General features: G+C 62.3%; 16 protein-coding genes. 3 read left to right on the forward strand and 13 right to left on the reverse strand.

Going from position 1 to position 17,334, the window contains the following annotated elements; genetic code table 11:
* Positions 1-261: 261 nt before the first annotated feature.
* A complete protein-coding gene (locus LQ220_RS17655; RefSeq protein ID WP_230189449.1) occupies positions 262-1,350 on the forward strand; it encodes an IS110 family transposase in 1,089 nt (362 codons plus the stop codon).
* 296 nt (positions 1,351-1,646) lie between these two features.
* Here LQ220_RS17655 and LQ220_RS17660 read toward each other — a convergent pair whose 3' ends face one another.
* The 3 genes from LQ220_RS17660 to LQ220_RS17670 all read right to left on the reverse strand — a co-directional run bounded on the left by LQ220_RS17660 (position 1,647) and on the right by LQ220_RS17670 (position 7,295).
* Positions 1,647-1,928, reverse strand: a complete 282-nt coding sequence (locus LQ220_RS17660; protein ID WP_230189450.1) for a PilZ domain-containing protein — start codon at positions 1,926-1,928, stop codon at positions 1,647-1,649.
* Between the two features lie 210 nt (positions 1,929-2,138).
* A complete protein-coding gene (locus LQ220_RS17665) occupies positions 2,139-5,834 on the reverse strand; it encodes a conjugal transfer protein TraG N-terminal domain-containing protein (protein WP_230189486.1) in 3,696 nt (1,231 codons plus the stop codon).
* An 81-nt stretch (positions 5,835-5,915) separates the two neighbouring features.
* Entirely contained in the window at positions 5,916-7,295 is a 1,380-nt protein-coding gene (locus LQ220_RS17670; protein WP_354958092.1) for a conjugal transfer protein TraH, read from the reverse strand.
* A gap of 180 nt (positions 7,296-7,475) precedes the next feature.
* Here LQ220_RS17670 and LQ220_RS17675 point away from each other — a divergent pair, with 180 nt between their 5' ends.
* On the forward strand, positions 7,476-8,612 hold the full coding sequence (locus tag LQ220_RS17675) for an ATP-binding protein (RefSeq protein WP_230189452.1): 1,137 nt from the start codon (positions 7,476-7,478) through the stop codon (positions 8,610-8,612).
* Positions 8,613-8,632: 20 nt separating this feature from the next.
* On the opposite strand, the gene LQ220_RS17680 is transcribed toward LQ220_RS17675, so the two are convergent.
* Entirely contained in the window at positions 8,633-9,169 is a 537-nt protein-coding gene (locus LQ220_RS17680) for a hypothetical protein (protein WP_230189453.1), read from the reverse strand.
* Positions 9,170-9,233: 64 nt separating this feature from the next.
* The gene (locus tag LQ220_RS17685) at positions 9,234-9,413 is read right to left on the reverse strand and encodes a hypothetical protein (RefSeq protein WP_230189491.1); all 180 of its coding nucleotides are present in this window, start codon (positions 9,411-9,413) and stop codon (positions 9,234-9,236) included.
* Here LQ220_RS17685 and LQ220_RS17690 point away from each other — a divergent pair.
* On the forward strand, positions 9,327-9,563 hold the full coding sequence (locus tag LQ220_RS17690; protein ID WP_230189487.1) for a hypothetical protein: 237 nt from the start codon (positions 9,327-9,329) through the stop codon (positions 9,561-9,563). The genes LQ220_RS17685 and LQ220_RS17690 overlap by 87 nt on opposite strands.
* A gap of 43 nt (positions 9,564-9,606) precedes the next feature.
* Here the strand turns inward: LQ220_RS17690 and LQ220_RS17695 are convergent, their stop codons facing one another.
* The 8 genes from LQ220_RS17695 to LQ220_RS17730 form a co-directional block, all read right to left on the reverse strand.
* On the reverse strand, positions 9,607-10,494 hold the full coding sequence (locus LQ220_RS17695) for a conjugal transfer protein TraF (RefSeq protein WP_230189454.1): 888 nt from the start codon (positions 10,492-10,494) through the stop codon (positions 9,607-9,609).
* Entirely contained in the window at positions 10,491-10,958 is a 468-nt protein-coding gene (locus tag LQ220_RS17700) for a peptidase (RefSeq protein WP_354958080.1), read from the reverse strand. Before LQ220_RS17700 ends, LQ220_RS17695 begins: the two co-directional genes overlap by 4 nt.
* A gap of 103 nt (positions 10,959-11,061) precedes the next feature.
* On the reverse strand, positions 11,062-11,952 hold the full coding sequence (locus LQ220_RS17705) for a type-F conjugative transfer system pilin assembly protein TrbC (RefSeq protein WP_230189456.1): 891 nt from the start codon (positions 11,950-11,952) through the stop codon (positions 11,062-11,064).
* On the reverse strand, positions 11,924-13,030 hold the full coding sequence (gene traN, locus LQ220_RS17710) for a conjugal transfer protein TraN (protein ID WP_230189457.1): 1,107 nt from the start codon (positions 13,028-13,030) through the stop codon (positions 11,924-11,926). The genes LQ220_RS17705 and traN overlap by 29 nt, the downstream gene beginning before the upstream one ends.
* The gene (locus LQ220_RS17715) at positions 13,027-14,979 is read right to left on the reverse strand and encodes a hypothetical protein (protein ID WP_230189458.1); all 1,953 of its coding nucleotides are present in this window, start codon (positions 14,977-14,979) and stop codon (positions 13,027-13,029) included. The genes traN and LQ220_RS17715 overlap by 4 nt, the downstream gene beginning before the upstream one ends.
* Positions 14,980-15,292: 313 nt before the next feature.
* Positions 15,293-16,261: a TraU family protein gene (locus tag LQ220_RS17720; protein ID WP_230189459.1), complete on the reverse strand. Its 969-nt coding sequence runs from the start codon at positions 16,259-16,261 to the stop codon at positions 15,293-15,295.
* Positions 16,262-16,521: 260 nt separating this feature from the next.
* Complete coding sequence (locus LQ220_RS17725) at positions 16,522-17,145, reverse strand: conjugal transfer protein TraW (protein ID WP_230189460.1); 624 nt, start codon at positions 17,143-17,145, stop codon at positions 16,522-16,524.
* Complete coding sequence (locus LQ220_RS17730) at positions 17,138-17,323, reverse strand: hypothetical protein (RefSeq protein WP_230189461.1); 186 nt, start codon at positions 17,321-17,323, stop codon at positions 17,138-17,140. Before LQ220_RS17730 ends, LQ220_RS17725 begins: the two co-directional genes overlap by 8 nt.
* Positions 17,324-17,334 lie beyond the last annotated feature (11 nt).

Raw genomic sequence — 17,334 nt, forward strand, 5'->3', positions numbered from 1 at the left:
AACGTTCCCCCCGTTGCCCGCTATTGTCTATGGGGACCGATGCAACTCGTCCCTAATTGCGGGTTCAGTTTAGGGGCTCTCGCTCTTCAAGCGTTGTAGAGTTTGCAAGATGGTCAAAGGGCCAAAGAAGCAGCGGCGACTTTGGTTTATAAAATAGACCGATCACTTGCGTCTGGCAGGGCAAAATCCGTGAGGAGCATTAGAGCCGTTAGGACTCTGGTAAAATTGAGGGATTGCCCCGCCAGACTACAGGAGCAAGACATGGTTACGAACACGGCTGCGTTGCCTCTGAAGGTCTGGATTGGCATGGATACTGGCCAAAAAACATCTGCGCTGTGCGCTGTTGACGATGCAGGGACAATCCATTTTCAGTCGAACGTCGACACAAACAGTAAGGAGGTTGCTGCACTGCTGAACTTCCATTTTCCTTCCGGAGTGGAGGTGATCGCCATGGAGGCGTGCGGTACCAGCGTCCGTGTAGCTAAAGGGCTCAGGGAGCTTGGTTTTGAAGTTGTCCTGTTCGGCACACTCCAGGTTCATCGTTTCCTGACGATGCGGCGGATAAAAACAGATATGAACGATGCTCGCGGGCTGGCCCATCTGGCAAGACTGGGCAGAACGTTTCTCAACGAAGTACATCTGAAAAGCAACGAATGCATGATGATGCGCGCGAAGCTTGTGGCGCGCCATCACCTGGTCCGCCAACGTATCGCGACAGAACAGTTGATCCTCTCCTCACTTCACATTCGTGGCCAAGGATTTCCAAAGCGGATACGGACATCGGCTTCTCTTGAAAAGCACGTCCTTTCAGCGATAGCGGCGATCAAGGACGACCTTGGCGAAGATATCTCAGACCATATTTCGCCGCTTCTGCAGATCGCACTCAATCTACGAGATGAGGAGAATAAATTCAGTGAAGAAATAACCAAATTTGCGTTACGTTCCACCATATGCCAGCGCTTTGTCGCCATTCCGGGCGTAAGCGCACTTACTGCGGTGTCTTTCTTAACCGCAGTAGAAGATCCATTCCGATTTCGGCGGTGCTGCGATGTCGCCGCATATCTGGGGTTAACACCGGCTGTTCATCAAAGTGGAGACCGGACGGCGCCTTCGCGTATCACGAAGGTAGGAAGCACGATGACACGAAGTCACCTTGTTACGGCAGCTACCGTTCTCCTCTACCGCTCGAAGCAGGAAAATGACCTAAGGTCGTGGGGTTTGGGTAAGAAGTCCGACATTGGCGCCTCCAAAGCAAAAGTCGCCGTGGCACGAAAGCTAGCCATACTGATGCTCACATTATGGCGCAACAACACGTCTTTTATTCCCGTCCGACCTATTGTCCAAGTTTGACCGAGCCTAGGCTGTTCGGCAGGCATTACATAATACAGGCTGGCTCGTGCGCCCCTAAGTCGCGCGCGTAGAATAGGCCGGGCTGCCATGCGCGCAGCGATCGCACAATCTTGGCGGTGGTCTGCCAAAACTGCGCGCCTATGGCCCGTACGCAGCGCGCCAGGCATGGGGCGTTAGCGTTGCTCATAACAGCCTCGACACTGTCTGGCGACGCTCCGCCGGTCTGCGGGGGGATTGCTCGCGCGTTCACTGCGCGCGACTTCGGTCCACGGCGCATTAGTCGGTGGAGTTCTCCCCTATGCGATCAGGGCGGCTATGTCGCTCGAGCGCAGAGGGGTGAGGAAGGTCACGCCATATTTGGGACCACGGACCCAAGCGATTCGCGCAGTAATAAGGAGGGTCCTGCACGTGATATGCACGATTGCGCCGGGCTGGAGCGGCGCCGCGCCATGCAGCCGCGCGCCAGTGTACGAGAGATCCAGCAGATGGATTCTCGCTGTCGTACCTGCATGATGCAACACCGCTGGCTCAAAGACTTTGAGACGTTTCGCGGTGCGTGCGGTTACTGGTCGCGTCATCCGTGCCCTTCCGCGTCCTGAACGGCATGCAACGACAATCGATCCGTATAATTGATGGTTAGCAGAGGCTAACGCTCTTTATGTGTGTTTGTCGTCAGCTTTCGGCTGATTCAGGCGCCACAACGCAGACCTGTGGAGCAGGCGTTAGCCGCCGAACCTGGTACCAGTTTGCTCCAGCGAACGATCCGTCCAACAGGACCTGGCAAAGCTTCAGCGCGGCTTAAAGGATGGAGCTTCGCTACCAGAGCTTTTGCTGTCCCCTCCTGTAAAACGCCCCTTACGCAATATCTCTGCCTGCTCTAGCGATGTCAGCGGTGCAGATCCGTCGAAAACGCCCCGATTTGCGTCAGCCTCTTCCAGATAGCGGTTACGAAGCCCATCCTGTCCCAGGATGTGGCGGCCAAGCGCGCTGACAAAAGCCTGTTCCGGCCTGCTGGCCCGCGCTGCGGCTCTTTCCGCTTCAGCAAGCGACGATCGGACGTCGAAATTGATGATGTCGATGGAGGACGCTGCGTCGGTCGTGCCAGCGCCTGTGTCGGACGTATTTCCCGACGCATGAAAACCGGCATGCCCTGACGTTGAACCTTTTTTCGCTCTTGTTCTTCGGCTTTCCTGGCCCCCATAGGACACCGATCGGCCACCAAACTGGCCTCCGACTGTAACATTGCTTGATATGGTATGGGAGGCGCTACGACTTAAGGATCGTGTCCACCCGGTTTGCGCCATCACGGCTTGCACATCGCGCTGGAGCGTGTCGGCGACCTGCGGTTTAAGCCGCCAATTGCCATGGCGATCCATCTCGAACCCCCCCTTCAGCCAGTTTGCCATCATGGCCTGGCCTTCCGCGCCGCCCCCCAGGAAATGCTCGATCGTGTCGGGACCCGCCTGCTTGCCAGCCTCAAACCGCGTGCTGGTATCGCTGCGCGCGCTCTTCTCGAACCCGGCGCTCGACGAGACCAGAAGGTCGTTGTTGGCGAAGCTGAAACGGGCATGGCCGCCTTTTGCTACCGCACCCAGCTGGCTCTCGTTAAGGAGACCGGCTTTCCACATTTGAGCGGCCGTTTGCGGGGTGAGATTGAGGCTGAGATCGCCATTCTGGTCCATTGCGATCTGCCGCTTGGTCATCGCAATGCCATTGGCCTTGAGTAGCCCCTGCATGCGGGTGAGGCGTTCGGCGTCGACGATTTGGGTGAGACGGTCGTTTCTCGCCCGGTCGGCAATCCCCTCCGCGCCACCCTCGGCCTTCTCGACCTGGTTGCCTGACGACTGGGCAAGAGTTTTTATGAAACTGTCGAGATGCGCGGCCTGCCGCACAGACGTCCCGGCAGCCGCGGCACCCGCAGCGAACCCAAAGTTATCCGACTGCCGCCGCTGCTCTCCGATCCGGGCTGCGCTGCGCGTGCCATCGGGGCCGGCCTCGCGCTGGGCATCGAGCTTGCCCGACCGCTCGGCAAAGTCGTAACCGGCCGCTTCCCGGATCCGCCCGTAAACGCTGGTGCCTTCGCGCGCCGCCTCCGCACTCGCGCCATCGGCTGTTCCAAGCTGACTTGCTGCGGAATAGGTGGCAAGGGCCTTTTCGACCTGCGCTTCGTTACGACCGGTCGCGCGGGCGAGCTGGGTCACGGCAGACGCGCGGGCTTCGCCCGAGAGCGCGTTGATGAAGCCGATGCGGCGGCTGGTTTCCTGCAACGGCAGCCCGAGCATGGCCGAAGCGTCGCGCTGACCCTGGCTCGTGCCGGTGCGATGGGCCTGCTCGGTGGCGACATTGTGCCGTTCGATGCCCGATACGTCATTGCCCGCAAAGTCGCGGCGGCCTTCCATGGCGCCCACCTGTACCTGCGCCCCGGTGAGGTCGTTGCGCATCATGGCCTCCTGGTCATAGGCATTGGCGACAATCTTGCCGAAGGTCGGGTCGCTCGATGCCTCGGCAATGATGCTGGACGCCTTGAGCTGCGCGTCGGACTGGCTGTATCCGCTGCGCGCATAATGGCGGGACGCCGCCTGATGCATCATGCCATAGGCGCGCTCATCCCCGAACGCTTTCCACTGCACCATCGTCTGGGCAAAGGTGGCAAAGGCCTGCTCTCCCGCCTGACCCTCGCCGAAATAGCGATTGCCAAGGGTGCGCAATGCGTCCTTCTCGGCAAATTGATGGATAGCGGCCGTCGTGGCGTTCGCGCGAACCGCCCGCGCCGCCGCCGGGCTGGAGAGGTCGCCCGTGGCGAGGGCAGGGGCAAGGGTGCCCAGTTCCCGCTGCGCGTCGAGACCGCCCAAACCAAGCGCCGTCAGGCCGGGCGCCATCGGGCCGCCCTCGCCGATAATCGTGCCAGCCTCGCCGAACGAACGCGACGCGGCGAACGATGCGCGCTCACCGAAATCGCCGAACCCCGAAGCGGCGGCCTTGCGATGCGCCGTACCCATCGCTGACCCTTGCGCGTCAAGCGCAGAGGCATAGCCTTCGCTGGTCGCCATCGGCGCTGCAGCACCTGCGGCCTGTGTATGGACGCCCATCGATGCCCCGGTGAGCGAACTGAACATATTGCCCGAGAAACGGAACACCGTGAACACGAAGGCACCCGCAAGGCCCGCCGCCGCCGTCCGGAACGTGCCGAAAATCGCCAGCGCCTTCATGGCCGAGGAAGGCGCGAGCATCCAGGCGTTGGCCGCGACATGGTTGGCGCGCATCTCGGCCAAAACGTCCATCGCCCGACCAAGGGTCAGTTGATAAATGCCCGCGTCGATCACGCCCCAGAGCGCCACGAACACGAAGAGCCCCATCGCATAGGAGAGAACCCTGAGGTTAATCGGCGTCAGCACGAAAAGCAGCGCGACCGGCACCATGAACAGCATGATCCCGAATATCGTCGCGCGGATCGTCGGCATCCATTCATTGGCCGCCGACATGGTCGCAAGGCCGTTGGAGATCACGGCCCGGTTCGCCATGACCCGGGCAGCCGATGCTGGCGAATCCTCGAACAATACGTCGCCCACGGTTGCGCCCAGCATGACGTCGGTCATGAAGGCTGTAAGCGAAAGCGGGGTCCCCATCATCATCTGGCCCATTTCGCCCAACTGACTGCGGCAGCGTGCGAGCTGGCCGGCATTGTCGACGTCGAACCCGGTGCGGATACAGACCTGGCGGACATAGCCGTCGAACAGGGTCGGTTCAGCCAGGCGCGTCGCAATATCGTCCCAGGCATCTGCGCAGCTCATCGTCACGCCACCCTTGTCGGTGGGCGTGTAGACAGTGGAATAAGTGGCCGGACCCGCCATCGCTGCAAAGGCCGCAGGCAGATCGGTGGCCGTGCGGAACAGTATATCGTCATCGACACCATAGGCAGGCGAGACGCGCGCGACCGGATAACATTGGCGCAGATAGTCCTTCATCGTAGCGTCGAGGAAGGTGTCTGTCATGGGACCGCGCGGCGCTGCCGCGTTGAAGAAGAGGTTGAATGCATGGCCGCCTGCGCCAAACTCCAGCTTGGCATTGGGGTCGAGCGTAATGTCGTCGATCGTCTCGGCAAGCGCACGTTCGATAAGATTGGTCGTGCCCGCGACGATGACGAGGAGATTGGGAACGTCGCCGACCGGCTGATAGGCGTTGCGAACCCGGTCATAGACATGGACCGTGCCGGTGGTGGCCACAAACCCTACGAAGAGGCCTATGCCCATCAGGATCTGGAAGCCGAAGGCGACGAGGCCCATGCCCTGGCCCCTGATGCTCGCGAGCACGGCTCCCAGCGCGATGCCCGCGACCGCCATGATCAGTACCAATGTCTCGTATCGAGGGTCGGCAAAGATCATCGACACGAGCCGAAAGGCGTCGACCGTTTCTGCAAAGCCGTCATAGCTATGGTAGCTGGTCTCAAGGGCAAGGGCAGGGGAGGGTAGGAGAAGGCTCAGCATTGCGCCGATCCCGGCAGTAGGGCTGGCAATGGCAGGGCCGTGGATAGCGTGAAGCTCAAGGCGCATCTGACGGCTTCCCGTTTAGCGATTGCGGGTGGCAGCGGCGCCGGCAGCGTTTCGCGCATCCAGATCGCGTTGGCGCAGGAGGCCTGCATAACTGGCCGAAAGGTTCGCCTGGTTAAGTGCCGCCAGATAGGATTGGCGCATCTGCGCACGTTGCCGCAGCACCTCTTCGCGCAGGTCGCGCAGCTGCTCGATCCCCTTGGTGAGGATCCTGGTCTGGCAGATATTGGGGCTGGCGCCATCGGTAGCACCTGCTGCGTTCGTGCCGCGCTCGGCATTGGTGAGCGCGAAGTCGATCGTGCGGGTGAGATCGTTCAGCATCTGATAGGCAAGGGTCAGCGCTACCAACTCGTCAGTGTCGGCGATCACCGAGTCCACCACCCCCTGGCGCACGCCCCATTCGAGCATACGGTAGACCGGCAGCGTCCGCACGTTGGCGACGAAATGGCGCTCCTCGGTCGATAACGGGGCTTTCGTCCGGATCTTGGCTGCAATCGCCTCGAGCCGTTCGCGCGCCAGCGCCAGAGCGCCCTTGGTCCCGTCTTGCGTACAATCATTAGCGGTCGCCGGAATGTTGAGGGTCCGCTTCTGGACCTTGCCGGTCAGGAAGTCTTGCGGCGACTCGCTGTCCTGGGCCGGGCAGGCAGGGATCGCCGAGAAAAGCGGCACCTTGTCGGTCGCATCCCAGCGCATGTAGACGTCACCTACCCGGGCGCGCATGACGTTGGCCCAGCTGCTCGCGCCGACCCTCGCGGCCGCATGCGAGAGGAGCGATCCGGTGCGGAAGATGTCGGTCACTTCCGCCGGGCAGTTGGCGAGCGCGTCCTTCAAGTCCTCGGTGGGGTTGTTGGCGTTCGCTTCGATCTTCTCGCGACTTTGCTGATAGCTTTTGGCAAAGCCCTGCTTGACCGAACGATAACCTGTCATCTCCTCGATGATGCCCGACATATTCTCGTCGCCCTTGGCGATCTGCACCATGCGATTGGCAAGCCGGCAGTCATTGACCTGGATGGAATTGAGATAATTGGTTGCAGCTTCCATCTTCGAGATGATGTTTCCCATTTTTTCATCGAGCGTTTCGAGCAGATACTGGAACGCGACGGCAGGCGCGGCCTGGAGAATGGTTTCAAGCTTCTGGACGAGATAATCGGGGTCGAGGAACGACATGCCGCCCAGAAACATGTCGATGCCGCCGCACCCGGCCTTCACCTTGGGGAGCGTCAGACTCATCAGATAGTCGTTATGAACATCCACCCGTCCCGACATGCCGCCGGCGGTTACATAGCCGCGGGTCTGATCCTCGAAACTCCCCGGGCTGGTATAAGTGACATTGTCGAACCAGCTTTCCGCCCAATTTTGCGCCCGCGCAGGTGAGCTGGCGCCGCATGACGTAAACATGGCAATCCCGGCTGTCAGGGCATAGGTACGCAGACGTGGCATGGCGGCAAACCTCTTTGCATGGAATGTCTGGGTGCGATCGGTCCGCCAGGCCCGAGGAGTATGGATTTCATCCTTGTAAATTTGGAATTTCGTTCCAATAATGCAAGGATGATCAGGCGCCATATCGCAGCAGATTTGATGGACCGTCTTGCCGCGTCGCCAGCAGTGGCGCTGCTGGGACCGCGTCAGGTGGGTAAAACCACGCTGGCGTTGGAGATCGGCAAGGCGACATCCTCTCTCTACCTGGATCTGGAATCCGACGCCGATCGTGCGAAATTGAGCGAGCCTGAACTCTATCTCGCGGCACATCAGGACAAGCTGGTGATCCTTGATGAAGTCCATCGCCTGCCGGGGCTTTTCCAGATCCTTCGGGGGCTCATCGATAGCGGCAGACGCGCAGGCCTTACATCCGGTCGCTTCCTGCTGCTGGGTTCGGCGTCGATCGATCTTCTCGCGCAGTCGGGAGAAACTCTGGCCGGTCGTGTCAGCTATCTTGAAATGGGTCCCCTCAATGCCCTTGAGGTGGATGCGCAAGCGATGAACAGGCTCTGGGTGCGGGGCGGCTTTCCTGACAGTTTTCTGAGCACCAGCGACCGCGCGAGCCTGCGCTGGCGGCAGGATTTCATCCGCACCTATCTCGAGCGGGACGTGCCGATGCTCGGCCCCAGAATAGCCGCTGAGACATTGCGGCGCTTCTGGACGATGCTGGCGCATCAGCAATCTGGTCTGATGAACGCTTCGGACTTTGCACGAGGGCTCGGTCTCGACTCCAAGACCATCGCCAACTATCTCGACCTGCTCGTCGATTTGCTGCTCGTTCGCAGGCTTGAGCCATGGCATAGCAACACCGCCAAGCGGCTGGTCAAATCGCCGCGCGTCTATGTAAAAGATAGCGGTTTGGTGCATGCCCTGCTTGGTCTTGGCGACGAAGAGGCGGTCCTGGGGCATCCCGTGGCTGGCGGCAGTTGGGAGGGCTTCGTTGTAGAAAGTCTGATCGCAGCGGCGCCTGAAGGCAGTCTTGCCAATTTCTATCGCACCGCCGCCGGCGCGGAGATCGACCTTCTCATCACGCTCCCAGGGGGAGATTTGTGGGTCTATGAGATAAAGCGCAGTCTTTCGCCCAAGGTCGAACGCGGCTTTCATCACGCCTGCCAGGATCTCAGGCCTCAACGCCAGATGGTCATTTATCCCGGCAGCGAGGCTTACCCTCTTTCTGCCGATATCATGGTGATGTCGCTGGATACGGCCGGACAGATGCTGCGCGCACGCGCATAATCGGAGAACGCCTGCCTGGCTCATCGCCTCGGCGCCTCTGCTCGCCCGCTTGCTCCAACTATGCCGGAGAATTTGGACATTGCCCGCACCCCTATGGCGGGCTTGACGCCTGTCAGTATTTTGGCGGCCAGATAGACATTGCGTGCCAGATTGACATCGAGATCGGTGCCGATCGCTATGGGCACTGTGCGGTTCTGGTCAACAAGCGGGCGTACCCAGGCAACCGGGTGACCAACCCAGGGAAGCCCCAGCCGTCCCGATCGCAACAGCGCGCGCTCGCCTGTGATCGTGCGGACCTGCCATCCATAGCGGGAGCGAAACCGGGCGAGCCGCACCCACAGGTCGCCACAGGGTATGCAGCCAGGCGCCGTACTCATCTCGATAACGAACAGGCTCGACCCTTCGCGCAGGGTCGGGACCAGGTCGGGCGGGAAGTCCTTTGTTGCCGGCACACGCGCGAGCCAGGCGCGCAGATCGGAAACGCTCGCAACGGGATGGATGGCTGCTCGGCGTGCGGCATCCCGGGCTGGTCCGTTTGCAGCTGCAACCTCGTCCATGCCCGAAATGGTGACAGCCAGAATGACCACAGAGAGCTCGAGTGTAAGGTTAAAATGCCTTACTTTAGCGCAGGGAAGGACTGCGCCGATAAATGCCCTGACCGTAACGGCCAAAGGCCAGATCACCCTGAAAAAGGAGATTTTGCAGCATCCTGGCATCCAGCCGGGCGATAAGGTCGCTGTGGTCCTGCTCACCGATGGCCGGATCGAGATCAGGCCGGTCCGCCCCAGGCCGGGCTCGCATTTCTCGAGGCTGGCGGCGACTTCTCCGATGGCGTCGTTGTGCACGAGGATAACTGGCTGGGTGGACAGACATTCGTCACTTTTGACGCCGATGCTGTCCGCATCTCGCAGGCCCAGGGACAGCCGGCCACTATTCCAGGCTGACGCGTAGATAGATGCGTGGGGCGAAGCAGCGCGCCCGAGCCCTCGCCCATTCATCGATCGGCCCCTTCAGCGTCCGACGCAATAGTCCTTGCGCCCGATTGCGAAACCGGTCCGTTAGACAGCGCATCGAAGAAGCCGCCTTCCTCGCCTGCGCCCGTCATGAACTGCTCGGGTTGGATATCCCCGTTGAGTAACCGGACCGCCTGATAGGCCATTTGCGAAAGGTTGGGATAGGCCTCGACCCCGCTCGCGATCACCATGCGCTGTGCGCTATCGCGCCGGATCACCATTGTTGTCGGCGTCACCTCGACCCCGAACCGGGAACCGAGCTCGGGATGGGCATCGAGATCCTGCCGGATCGCCTGCCAGCCATAATCCTCCTGGAACCGCTGGACGATCGGCCATTGCACCCGGCAATAGCCGCAGCTCTCCCGGCTGAACATGACAAGAGCATATTGCCGCGCCTGGCCGCGCAAATAGGCCCGGCGGACAGCCTCCCTCTGGGCGCCCAGAGCAGCGCGGGCGTCGCCAACCATGGGATTGGCGGATTTGGCGTTGAGCTGCGGATGCGTGAGCATCGCGATCTGGGTGATCCCGGCAAACGCTCTGGCCTTGCGGCGAGCAAAGTCCTGCAACCGCCAGAAATCCGAAACCGCGTCCACCGTAAGAACAGTCGCTGCATAATCACGCTGGGCTTCGATGAGCTTGCGGATCCTGGGCGGCGTCCATTTGGCAAGCTGGGCCATCGGCGGAATGACGGGCTTCTCAAGCGGCGCATCCTCCGCCTCGTCCGCTTGTGTTCTGGTCTTCGGCGCCTCGTACCACCAATAGCCCTGACGGCCCGTCGTTGACGGCGGGGCTGACCCGCCGCTTGTTGCGGCCGCTGGCGTGAGGGCAAGAATGCCTGCCGCTGCGAACAGGGAAACGGTACGCGTCATAGCACCCGCTCCATCCGCACCAGCTTTGCGATCGGCACCAGACCGAAATAACGGCTGTCAAACCCGTCCTTGTAAGAGGAGCCGATATAGGCCTGGCCCTCAGGGATTGGGCCGCTTTTCCAGGGAAAATAATCGAGCCGCTGTCCCTGACGTCCATAGGCTTTGCTGACGCCCAGGAGTATTCCGTTGCAGAAAAAGGCGGCCTCTGTCCGTCCGGGGAAGCGCTCCGACCGCAGCGTGAAGGAGGCCAGATCGTCACCGGGCAGGCAAAGCGCATATTTGGTGACATTGACCGGCAACCGGCCTGCCAGGGGATGGCGCAGTTGAAACATCACCAGATCATGCCGGACGATGGTTCCGGGCGATGGCCTGACAGCAAGCGCATCGATCGAGGGGCTACGCACCCAGACCAGCTGTGGCAGAGCCCACCAGACAAGGACCGCAATCGCGCAGACCATGGTCATCGCTTTCCAAAACTGCCCGGGCATGGATGGGCGATCGGGCCCTGTCTCACCCAGAGCTTCAGCGGCGCGCCAAAGCAGGTCCCGGATCGCGGGCCAGCCGCGTCTAGCGGCGTTCAAGGCGAGTCTGAGCATCGCGCACCTCCTCCTTTCCGCCGAGGCGGGCATAGGCTTCGAACAGTCCCGAAAGGGCCGCGTCGCCATAGACGAGATGCGCCGCTTGGGCGGATGCGGGGCCTTCTTCCTTTCGCTCGCAATAGGGCTGGGTCGGATCGCCCGGCAGAAGCCCAAGCGCCGGTACCCGCGCGACGCCATGCTGCCGAAACAGGATCGGATCGATAATCAGCTGCACATTGCGCATGGCGCACGCGGGCCCTTCGCAGCCTGGATCGCGCCGCAATATCTGCGCCGAGAGCTGCGCCATCGGGCCGACCTTTTTGAGGCCGCCCAGCATGCCGCGAAAAGCGAGTACCCCGTGCGCGCGCTCGAGCTGCCCGGCATAGGTGCGCAGCGTCGTGATTGGCATCGAGGACGACACGAACAGTACCGGCACCCAGGATCGGGCAGATGCAGGCGCGACCGTATCGACAATCGCCTGTGTGGAGGGCGCTTCCAGGCCCAGGGCTTGCGACAGCCGCCTGCCCATCGCTTCGCGGTCCCTTGCAAGTTGCGCTTGCCCCCCAAGCCGTGCCGCCCGCGCCCGGTCTTCCAGAGCAGGGGCGGGTTTTCGAGTGTGCAAAGCCTCGAAAGCTCGTTTGCGCATCGCCGCCGAAGCCGCAGGCAGAACGGGCGAAAGGGCTTCCGCCGACGGTGTATCCCTCTGGCGGGCACGCGCCTTGGCCAGAGCCTCCATCGCCTTCGCACCGGTTGATGGCGCACCGATCGGCGTGGGATCGGATCGGGACGGTTTGCCGCGCGGCGCGGCTAGGGCGGAGGCACTGGCCGTTATTGCCAGCGCCGTTGCAAGGTTAAGGCTGGACGGCCTTGAGATACGCATCGACGCGCTCCTCCATGTCGGACTGGATGAGATCGGCCGACCGAGCCTCGATCTCGCTATAATATTCGGACAGATCCATGCGGCTGAAGTCGAGCGCCTGGAATTCCTGCGGGGTAAAGCCGCGGCATTCAGGCGATTTGATATCGCCCCAGCCCGTTGCAAATGCCTTCAACTGTGGGCGCCCCTGTTCCTGGATAATGCGGCCGAGCGTGCTGTTGAAGCAGCAGTGGCTCTTTGCCTTCTGGACACAGACCCCCAATATCTTCGCGGAGCAGTAATTGCCGACCTCGTGGCACATGCCCGAGCCTCGCAACATGCCCGCCTCCATATCCTGTTGGTCGCAACCCTGAAGCAGCACCTCCATCATGAAGTTGATGGCAAGACTGATGGCGATCGAGGTCGGGTCGATCCCGACGATAAGCGCGTTGGCGCCCGCGCTCGCCGCCTGGCCCACGGTCGCGCCCGCCTGGAAGGCGGTGTAAGCGGCCTTCATGCCCGTGAACACGCCCTTGGCGACAGCGATCTTGGTGCCGATCGCACGCGACGACGACCCCATGCCATCCTTGACGATCTTGCCCTTGTCCTTGCAGCAATTCTGGAAGGTGACACTAAGGCCCGGTGGCCTGCAGCGCAGTTTCCGTCCGCCGAATATCTCGATCGTGCCGAGGCAATCGCCGTCTGCATCGACCGCGCCATCGTTGAGCGTGCCGGGATCGTCGATTGGAATTTCGGTCTCGATAGGATGTGCGCGCGTATCAATACAGGCATGGGGCGAGCAGCTGGGCGGCGCGATGCCGTCGGGCGACAGGCAACTGTACTGGCCCCCAAAGGGACAGGCATAGTGTCGATCGGGACCTTTCGTACAGGCGACCTGGTCGATTGGGCATAGAGGCTCGCCGCCATCCACCGTCCCGCACGCGGCGATCTCGCCTTCATCAGTAGCGTCGCCATTGCCGTTGCGATCCGCCGCGCAAAGCCATTGGTGCGTCGCCGCTGTCTGGGCCGTAGCAAGCTGGGTTTGCCCACAGGTGGCGAGCAACAACGCAAGTCCGGCACAGAGGAATGCAGAGCCTCTCATGGCACGGTGGCCGTGCAGACAAGATCGGCGCCCGCGAGCCTGACCGTCTGCATCATGGCGACGGCCTCGGGGAAGTCGTCCAGGCAGCCGCAGGCCGACACGATCTCCTCGCTCGGCCCCGCAGGGCAGACATTCTGAGCGTTGCAGGCATGGTAATAGGTGTCCCAGCCCTGAGGAGTGTTCTGGAGCGCGCCGACCACGCCATCGGCCGCGGCGTCGCTGTTCACGCGCGCCGCTCGTGTCTTGCAGACTAGCTCGCAGGTCGGGACGGAACCGCGATCGGGTAGCGCGAAGGAGCGAGCGGTCTTCTGGAAGCCTCCATAGGCCGTGCGCGGCCTGTCCGCCAGCAGGGACGGGGTGGACCGGTCGATGATATAAGCGCCGCGCGACAAATCAGGATTCGCCGTGCTGCCGGTGTCGATGGTGCAAGTGTAGCGGCGCTCGCGCAGGAAGAAGTCGCGGCCGATCTGTGTCGTGCAGGCGCCCGTGCCTACGGTGCGCGTCTGCGGAAGGGGCGAAAGACCTGTAGCCACGCCGCTCCGAAAAGTCGCCACGCCATCGACTGTCTCGTCCTTGAGACGACAGTGCGAATGACCGGCATAGCCCGCACATAGATCAACCACTCTCTCGCTCGCGCGACAGGCAAGGTCGAGGTCTGCATCGATCTGGGCAAAGGCTTCACCTTCGTCGCCCACCGCGACGCGAAGCCAGATCTCATGCGGTCCCGGCGTCATGAAGGCCGTAAGATCCATGGCTGGCGCAGCATGGAACGGGCCGCTCTTTTCACATTTGCCTGGTGGCAGGCCCATGCCCGTCCAGGGGGAGGGGCCGGATGCCACCTGTTGCCCGTCTACCCGGACCTGCGCCCAGTCATCTGCATAATAGCGGGCCAGCCGAACCGCTTTGAGGCGGTCGTTATCGTGCACGTCGATCGTCATCCTGAAATCGAACAGTCCGCACTTGCCGCCCTTTAGGCTATCGTCGCTCGGCGATCCCATCAGGAAGGACAGCCGATCCGGGGTCGGCGCGGTGGTGGCGTACCCTCCGGACGAGCGGGTGATGACCGCCTGCGCGTCCGGCAAAGACATGCCGATCTCGCGGCTTATGGTGCAGGCGGAGACCTGCTGGGCTTTTCCCAAACCTCCCGGCGACGCCTTGACCGCCTGGAATATGGAACTGGCAGCGGCCACCGCCGCGGCGTCGCCGCCCAGAAGCTCGGGGGCGGCCCTGTATCGTGTCTGATCGACGCCGTGGTTGGCGGCGCACGCCGTTGTTTGCGCGCCTGTATAGCGGATGACCGGGCCTTCCACCTGTGCCTGCGCCACCCCGATACGGGGATCGGCGGCGGTGAGAGCGCCAACGACGCCGCCCCCCAGATCCTTGAGGATGCCTGCCATATTGCCCCAGGCCAGATCCGTTCCGCAGCTGTTGTTGAGGCAGTAGCAGCCTGCAAGCTGGGGCATTGTCGTCTGCACAAGGCCGATATTCTGGCTTTCGTCCACGCTCCATGCAAAGGCACGGCATTCCTCCCAGGTGCCGGGATCGCAGGCAATGACGCCATTGGCGCACACCCCCGATATCGGCTCCGGAAGCAGGGTCTGGCTGTCGAACGCGCCGTCAAAGTCGCGGTCGCGCGCGATCCGCACCTGGCGTAAATCGCCGGTGGGGCCGGGCTGGACCAGGAGCTCGAGCAGCGTGGCGCTTTTCGTGCACGTGAGTGACGGCGCGAAGCGGGTTTTCCCGTCGACCGTCGCGATCGGCTTTCCGGCAAGGCCGGGCGTCACGACATTGGACAGCAGCGCATCGCTATCGCTCGTTCGCGCCCGTGACGCCGCCGCTGCGGCCCGGGCGCGCGCCTCGACCGTTTGGGAGGCCTGCTGCGCAAAGGCTATCACGTGCAGGGCAAGAGGCGATCCGGCGCACAGAAGAAGGCGAACCCCGCGCCTCATGGCTGCTCCTCCGCGAGCGTGCAGCTTGCCGACCGGAACCGAAAGAGATCGCCGCACGAATGGCGAAACACGGCCTGGCCCTCGAAGGTCACGAGCCTCGCCGTAGCGCGGGGCAGTGGATCATGGGCCACCGTGTCGAAGCGCAGGCACGTGACAACCGGATCGGACGTCGACGCCGTTAGAGGTGGAGCGGCGCCTTCTGGGGACGTGGGCACCGCTCCTGCACCGCGCGCGCCCAGCCGGCCTTGGAGGCTGTGGCGGGCAGACCGCGGGACCTTTCGGTCGCGCGCGATGCATCTTGTGGACGATCTGCTCATGGCACCGGGATTCCCGCGCAGCAGATCACCTTTTCGAAAAGCATGAATTGAGCATTGTCTTTGCCGGGGGCGTGCTTGGCCGACGACCAGAGCGCACCGGGGCGCCCGACATTGACGCATTTGCCGCCCTTGACCGGCTCCATGATCTGGAGCTTGTAGCGGCTCTTGGTCCAGATCGGCTGCGGTTTGAACGCGCAGCCATCGGCCGAGGAGATAGTAAGCGCGCCCAGGCGCCCCATCATGAACGTGCCCCGGGCGGCAAGGCCCGCCCAGGCCTCGACGCTGTCGCCAAAATGAATGTCGCCTGCGATCGGATAGGTCGACCCCCAGCTTCCCATACACCAGAAGAGCGGATCGATGACCTTGCCCGCCGCGGCGGCGGCACTGTCGGCCATGCAGGCCAGGCCCGCCGCGGGATTACCGAACAATATGCCCTCGGGCTGGATGATCGCGCCCAATGTTCCCGACTGCCATGTCGGCAGCACTTCGGTCATCAGTGCGACATCGAAACCATCGTCCGCGATGCAGGGCAAGTCGGTGAACATGTCGAGCATCTTCCAGACCGGCGCGACATAGTAATGCACCTGCGCGAACATCTTGGTGGTGTTCGTTCCATCGGTGAGCGAACTCTGGCTGCCCTGGAGCTTGCCGCCGGTGGGCATAAGATCGGCGCCCAGCGCCATCATGCAGCCCGGCTCGGTGACAACGTCGATCATGCGGTTGGGGGACCAGAAGCTGACCTTGACGCCGAACCAGAAGCTTACGCCTTTGCGACAGGCGCACAGCGGCTTGCTCGCCGACTGGGCATCGAGTTCCTTGTCGAGCGTGTCGAAACTGCCGACCTTCACCCCGCCGATGGTTATCGGGAAAATGCAGGTCCAGCGCACCTTCGTGACCGGATTGAAGATCGTGCCAGCCTCGCATTTCGATGCTTGCGCGGGTACGGGAGCTGAAATGGCGACCAAGAATCCAACGACCAGCGAGAGCTGCCCGATCGGACGCCGTCTGCGTATACGTGGCAGAGATGCCGATATGAATTGGATGGGTGTAGGAAGATTGGGACGAGGTCCAGGGACGTGACGGCGATTAAAGGCCAGGCAAGCGCAATCAGTGCGCCCGCCATTGAGCGGACGCTTCTGCACCCCCGCGATTTCGCGGCGTTTTTCGAAGCTCTGGATAATCCAAAGCCTGCAACATGTGCGCTGCGCGCGGCCTTCAATCGCTATCATCGGACGATCTCCAGCCGGTGAGCCGCCTTCGAAATTCGGTCGCGCGGACCATATTCCTGCACGACGAGCCGCTGTCCCGCTTGCGAGACTATGACCGGCGCGACCGTCAGCCCGAGCCTGTCCTTCACGCGTTCTTCAAGAATGAAGAGCGGACGACCGACCCGTTCGCCCAAAGCGAGCGCGTCGCCAGCGGTCAGCAGGACGAAGTCTGCAGGCCGGGCCATCCGGAGCGCCCAGCCAAGATCGCGCGGGTGCACAATGACGAGACGTTGGGGCAGTGAGACATAGGTCAAGGGATTGAATGTAAATCCCTTGGGATAGAGCATCGTCCCGTCAGGCAGCGTGATGTCGAACTCGAGCGTATAGAAGGGAACTACGGAGCGCGTGCGTGCCTGTGCCGCCACGCCGAGCGCTGCCGCCTGCATGGCCGACCAGCCGCTCCGCAGACCGAAATTGCGCGCCATATCGGCGGGCTGCTGCGCTGCCCGCGCTTCGATCTCGCTGAGCGCGTCGGGCTCTACGATCGGCCAGGTACGTCCGATCGTCGCGGTTGCCGCCTGCGCTGGCTCTGCCATCGACGCGATGCTGAGCAGGATTGATATGCAGCAGCGCTTATGCATGGCGCTGCCTCCGGGGGAGTGGGTATTTCGGCCGTTCGCCCTTGAGGGCCAGCACAAAGGCCCCGATGCTGGCAATCATCATCATTGCGACAGCGACCCGTAGCATCGTTGCGCTGGGATCCGGCGCGCGCAGGAACAGAAGGCACGCCAACAGCGACTGAAGCAGCGCGCCGATCATGAGGCGCACCG

Origin of the sequence: Sphingobium sp. CECT 9361, from assembly GCF_918741285.1 — a bacterium.
GTDB lineage: Bacteria > Pseudomonadota > Alphaproteobacteria > Sphingomonadales > Sphingomonadaceae > Sphingobium.

Coding starts and splice junctions, on each gene's coding strand:
- LQ220_RS17665 (WP_230189486.1), bottom strand. CDS start 5,834: ATGCTGAGCCTTCTCCTACCCTCCCCTGCCCTTGCCCTTGAGACCAGC.
- traN (WP_230189457.1), bottom strand. CDS start 13,030: ATGAGAGGCTCTGCATTCCTCTGTGCCGGACTTGCGTTGTTGCTCGCC.
- LQ220_RS17655 (WP_230189449.1), top strand. CDS start 262: ATGGTTACGAACACGGCTGCGTTGCCTCTGAAGGTCTGGATTGGCATG.
- LQ220_RS17675 (WP_230189452.1), top strand. CDS start 7,476: ATGGACCGTCTTGCCGCGTCGCCAGCAGTGGCGCTGCTGGGACCGCGT.
- LQ220_RS17685 (WP_230189491.1), bottom strand. CDS start 9,413: ATGCGAGCCCGGCCTGGGGCGGACCGGCCTGATCTCGATCCGGCCATC.
- LQ220_RS17725 (WP_230189460.1), bottom strand. CDS start 17,145: ATGCATAAGCGCTGCTGCATATCAATCCTGCTCAGCATCGCGTCGATG.
- LQ220_RS17695 (WP_230189454.1), bottom strand. CDS start 10,494: ATGACGCGTACCGTTTCCCTGTTCGCAGCGGCAGGCATTCTTGCCCTC.
- LQ220_RS17705 (WP_230189456.1), bottom strand. CDS start 11,952: ATGCGTATCTCAAGGCCGTCCAGCCTTAACCTTGCAACGGCGCTGGCA.
- LQ220_RS17700 (WP_354958080.1), bottom strand. CDS start 10,958: ATGACCATGGTCTGCGCGATTGCGGTCCTTGTCTGGTGGGCTCTGCCA.
- LQ220_RS17715 (WP_230189458.1), bottom strand. CDS start 14,979: ATGAGGCGCGGGGTTCGCCTTCTTCTGTGCGCCGGATCGCCTCTTGCC.
- LQ220_RS17670 (WP_354958092.1), bottom strand. CDS start 7,295: ATGTTTACGTCATGCGGCGCCAGCTCACCTGCGCGGGCGCAAAATTGG.
- LQ220_RS17730 (WP_230189461.1), bottom strand. CDS start 17,323: ATGATCGGCGCGCTGCTTCAGTCGCTGTTGGCGTGCCTTCTGTTCCTG.
- LQ220_RS17680 (WP_230189453.1), bottom strand. CDS start 9,169: ATGGACGAGGTTGCAGCTGCAAACGGACCAGCCCGGGATGCCGCACGC.
- LQ220_RS17660 (WP_230189450.1), bottom strand. CDS start 1,928: ATGACGCGACCAGTAACCGCACGCACCGCGAAACGTCTCAAAGTCTTT.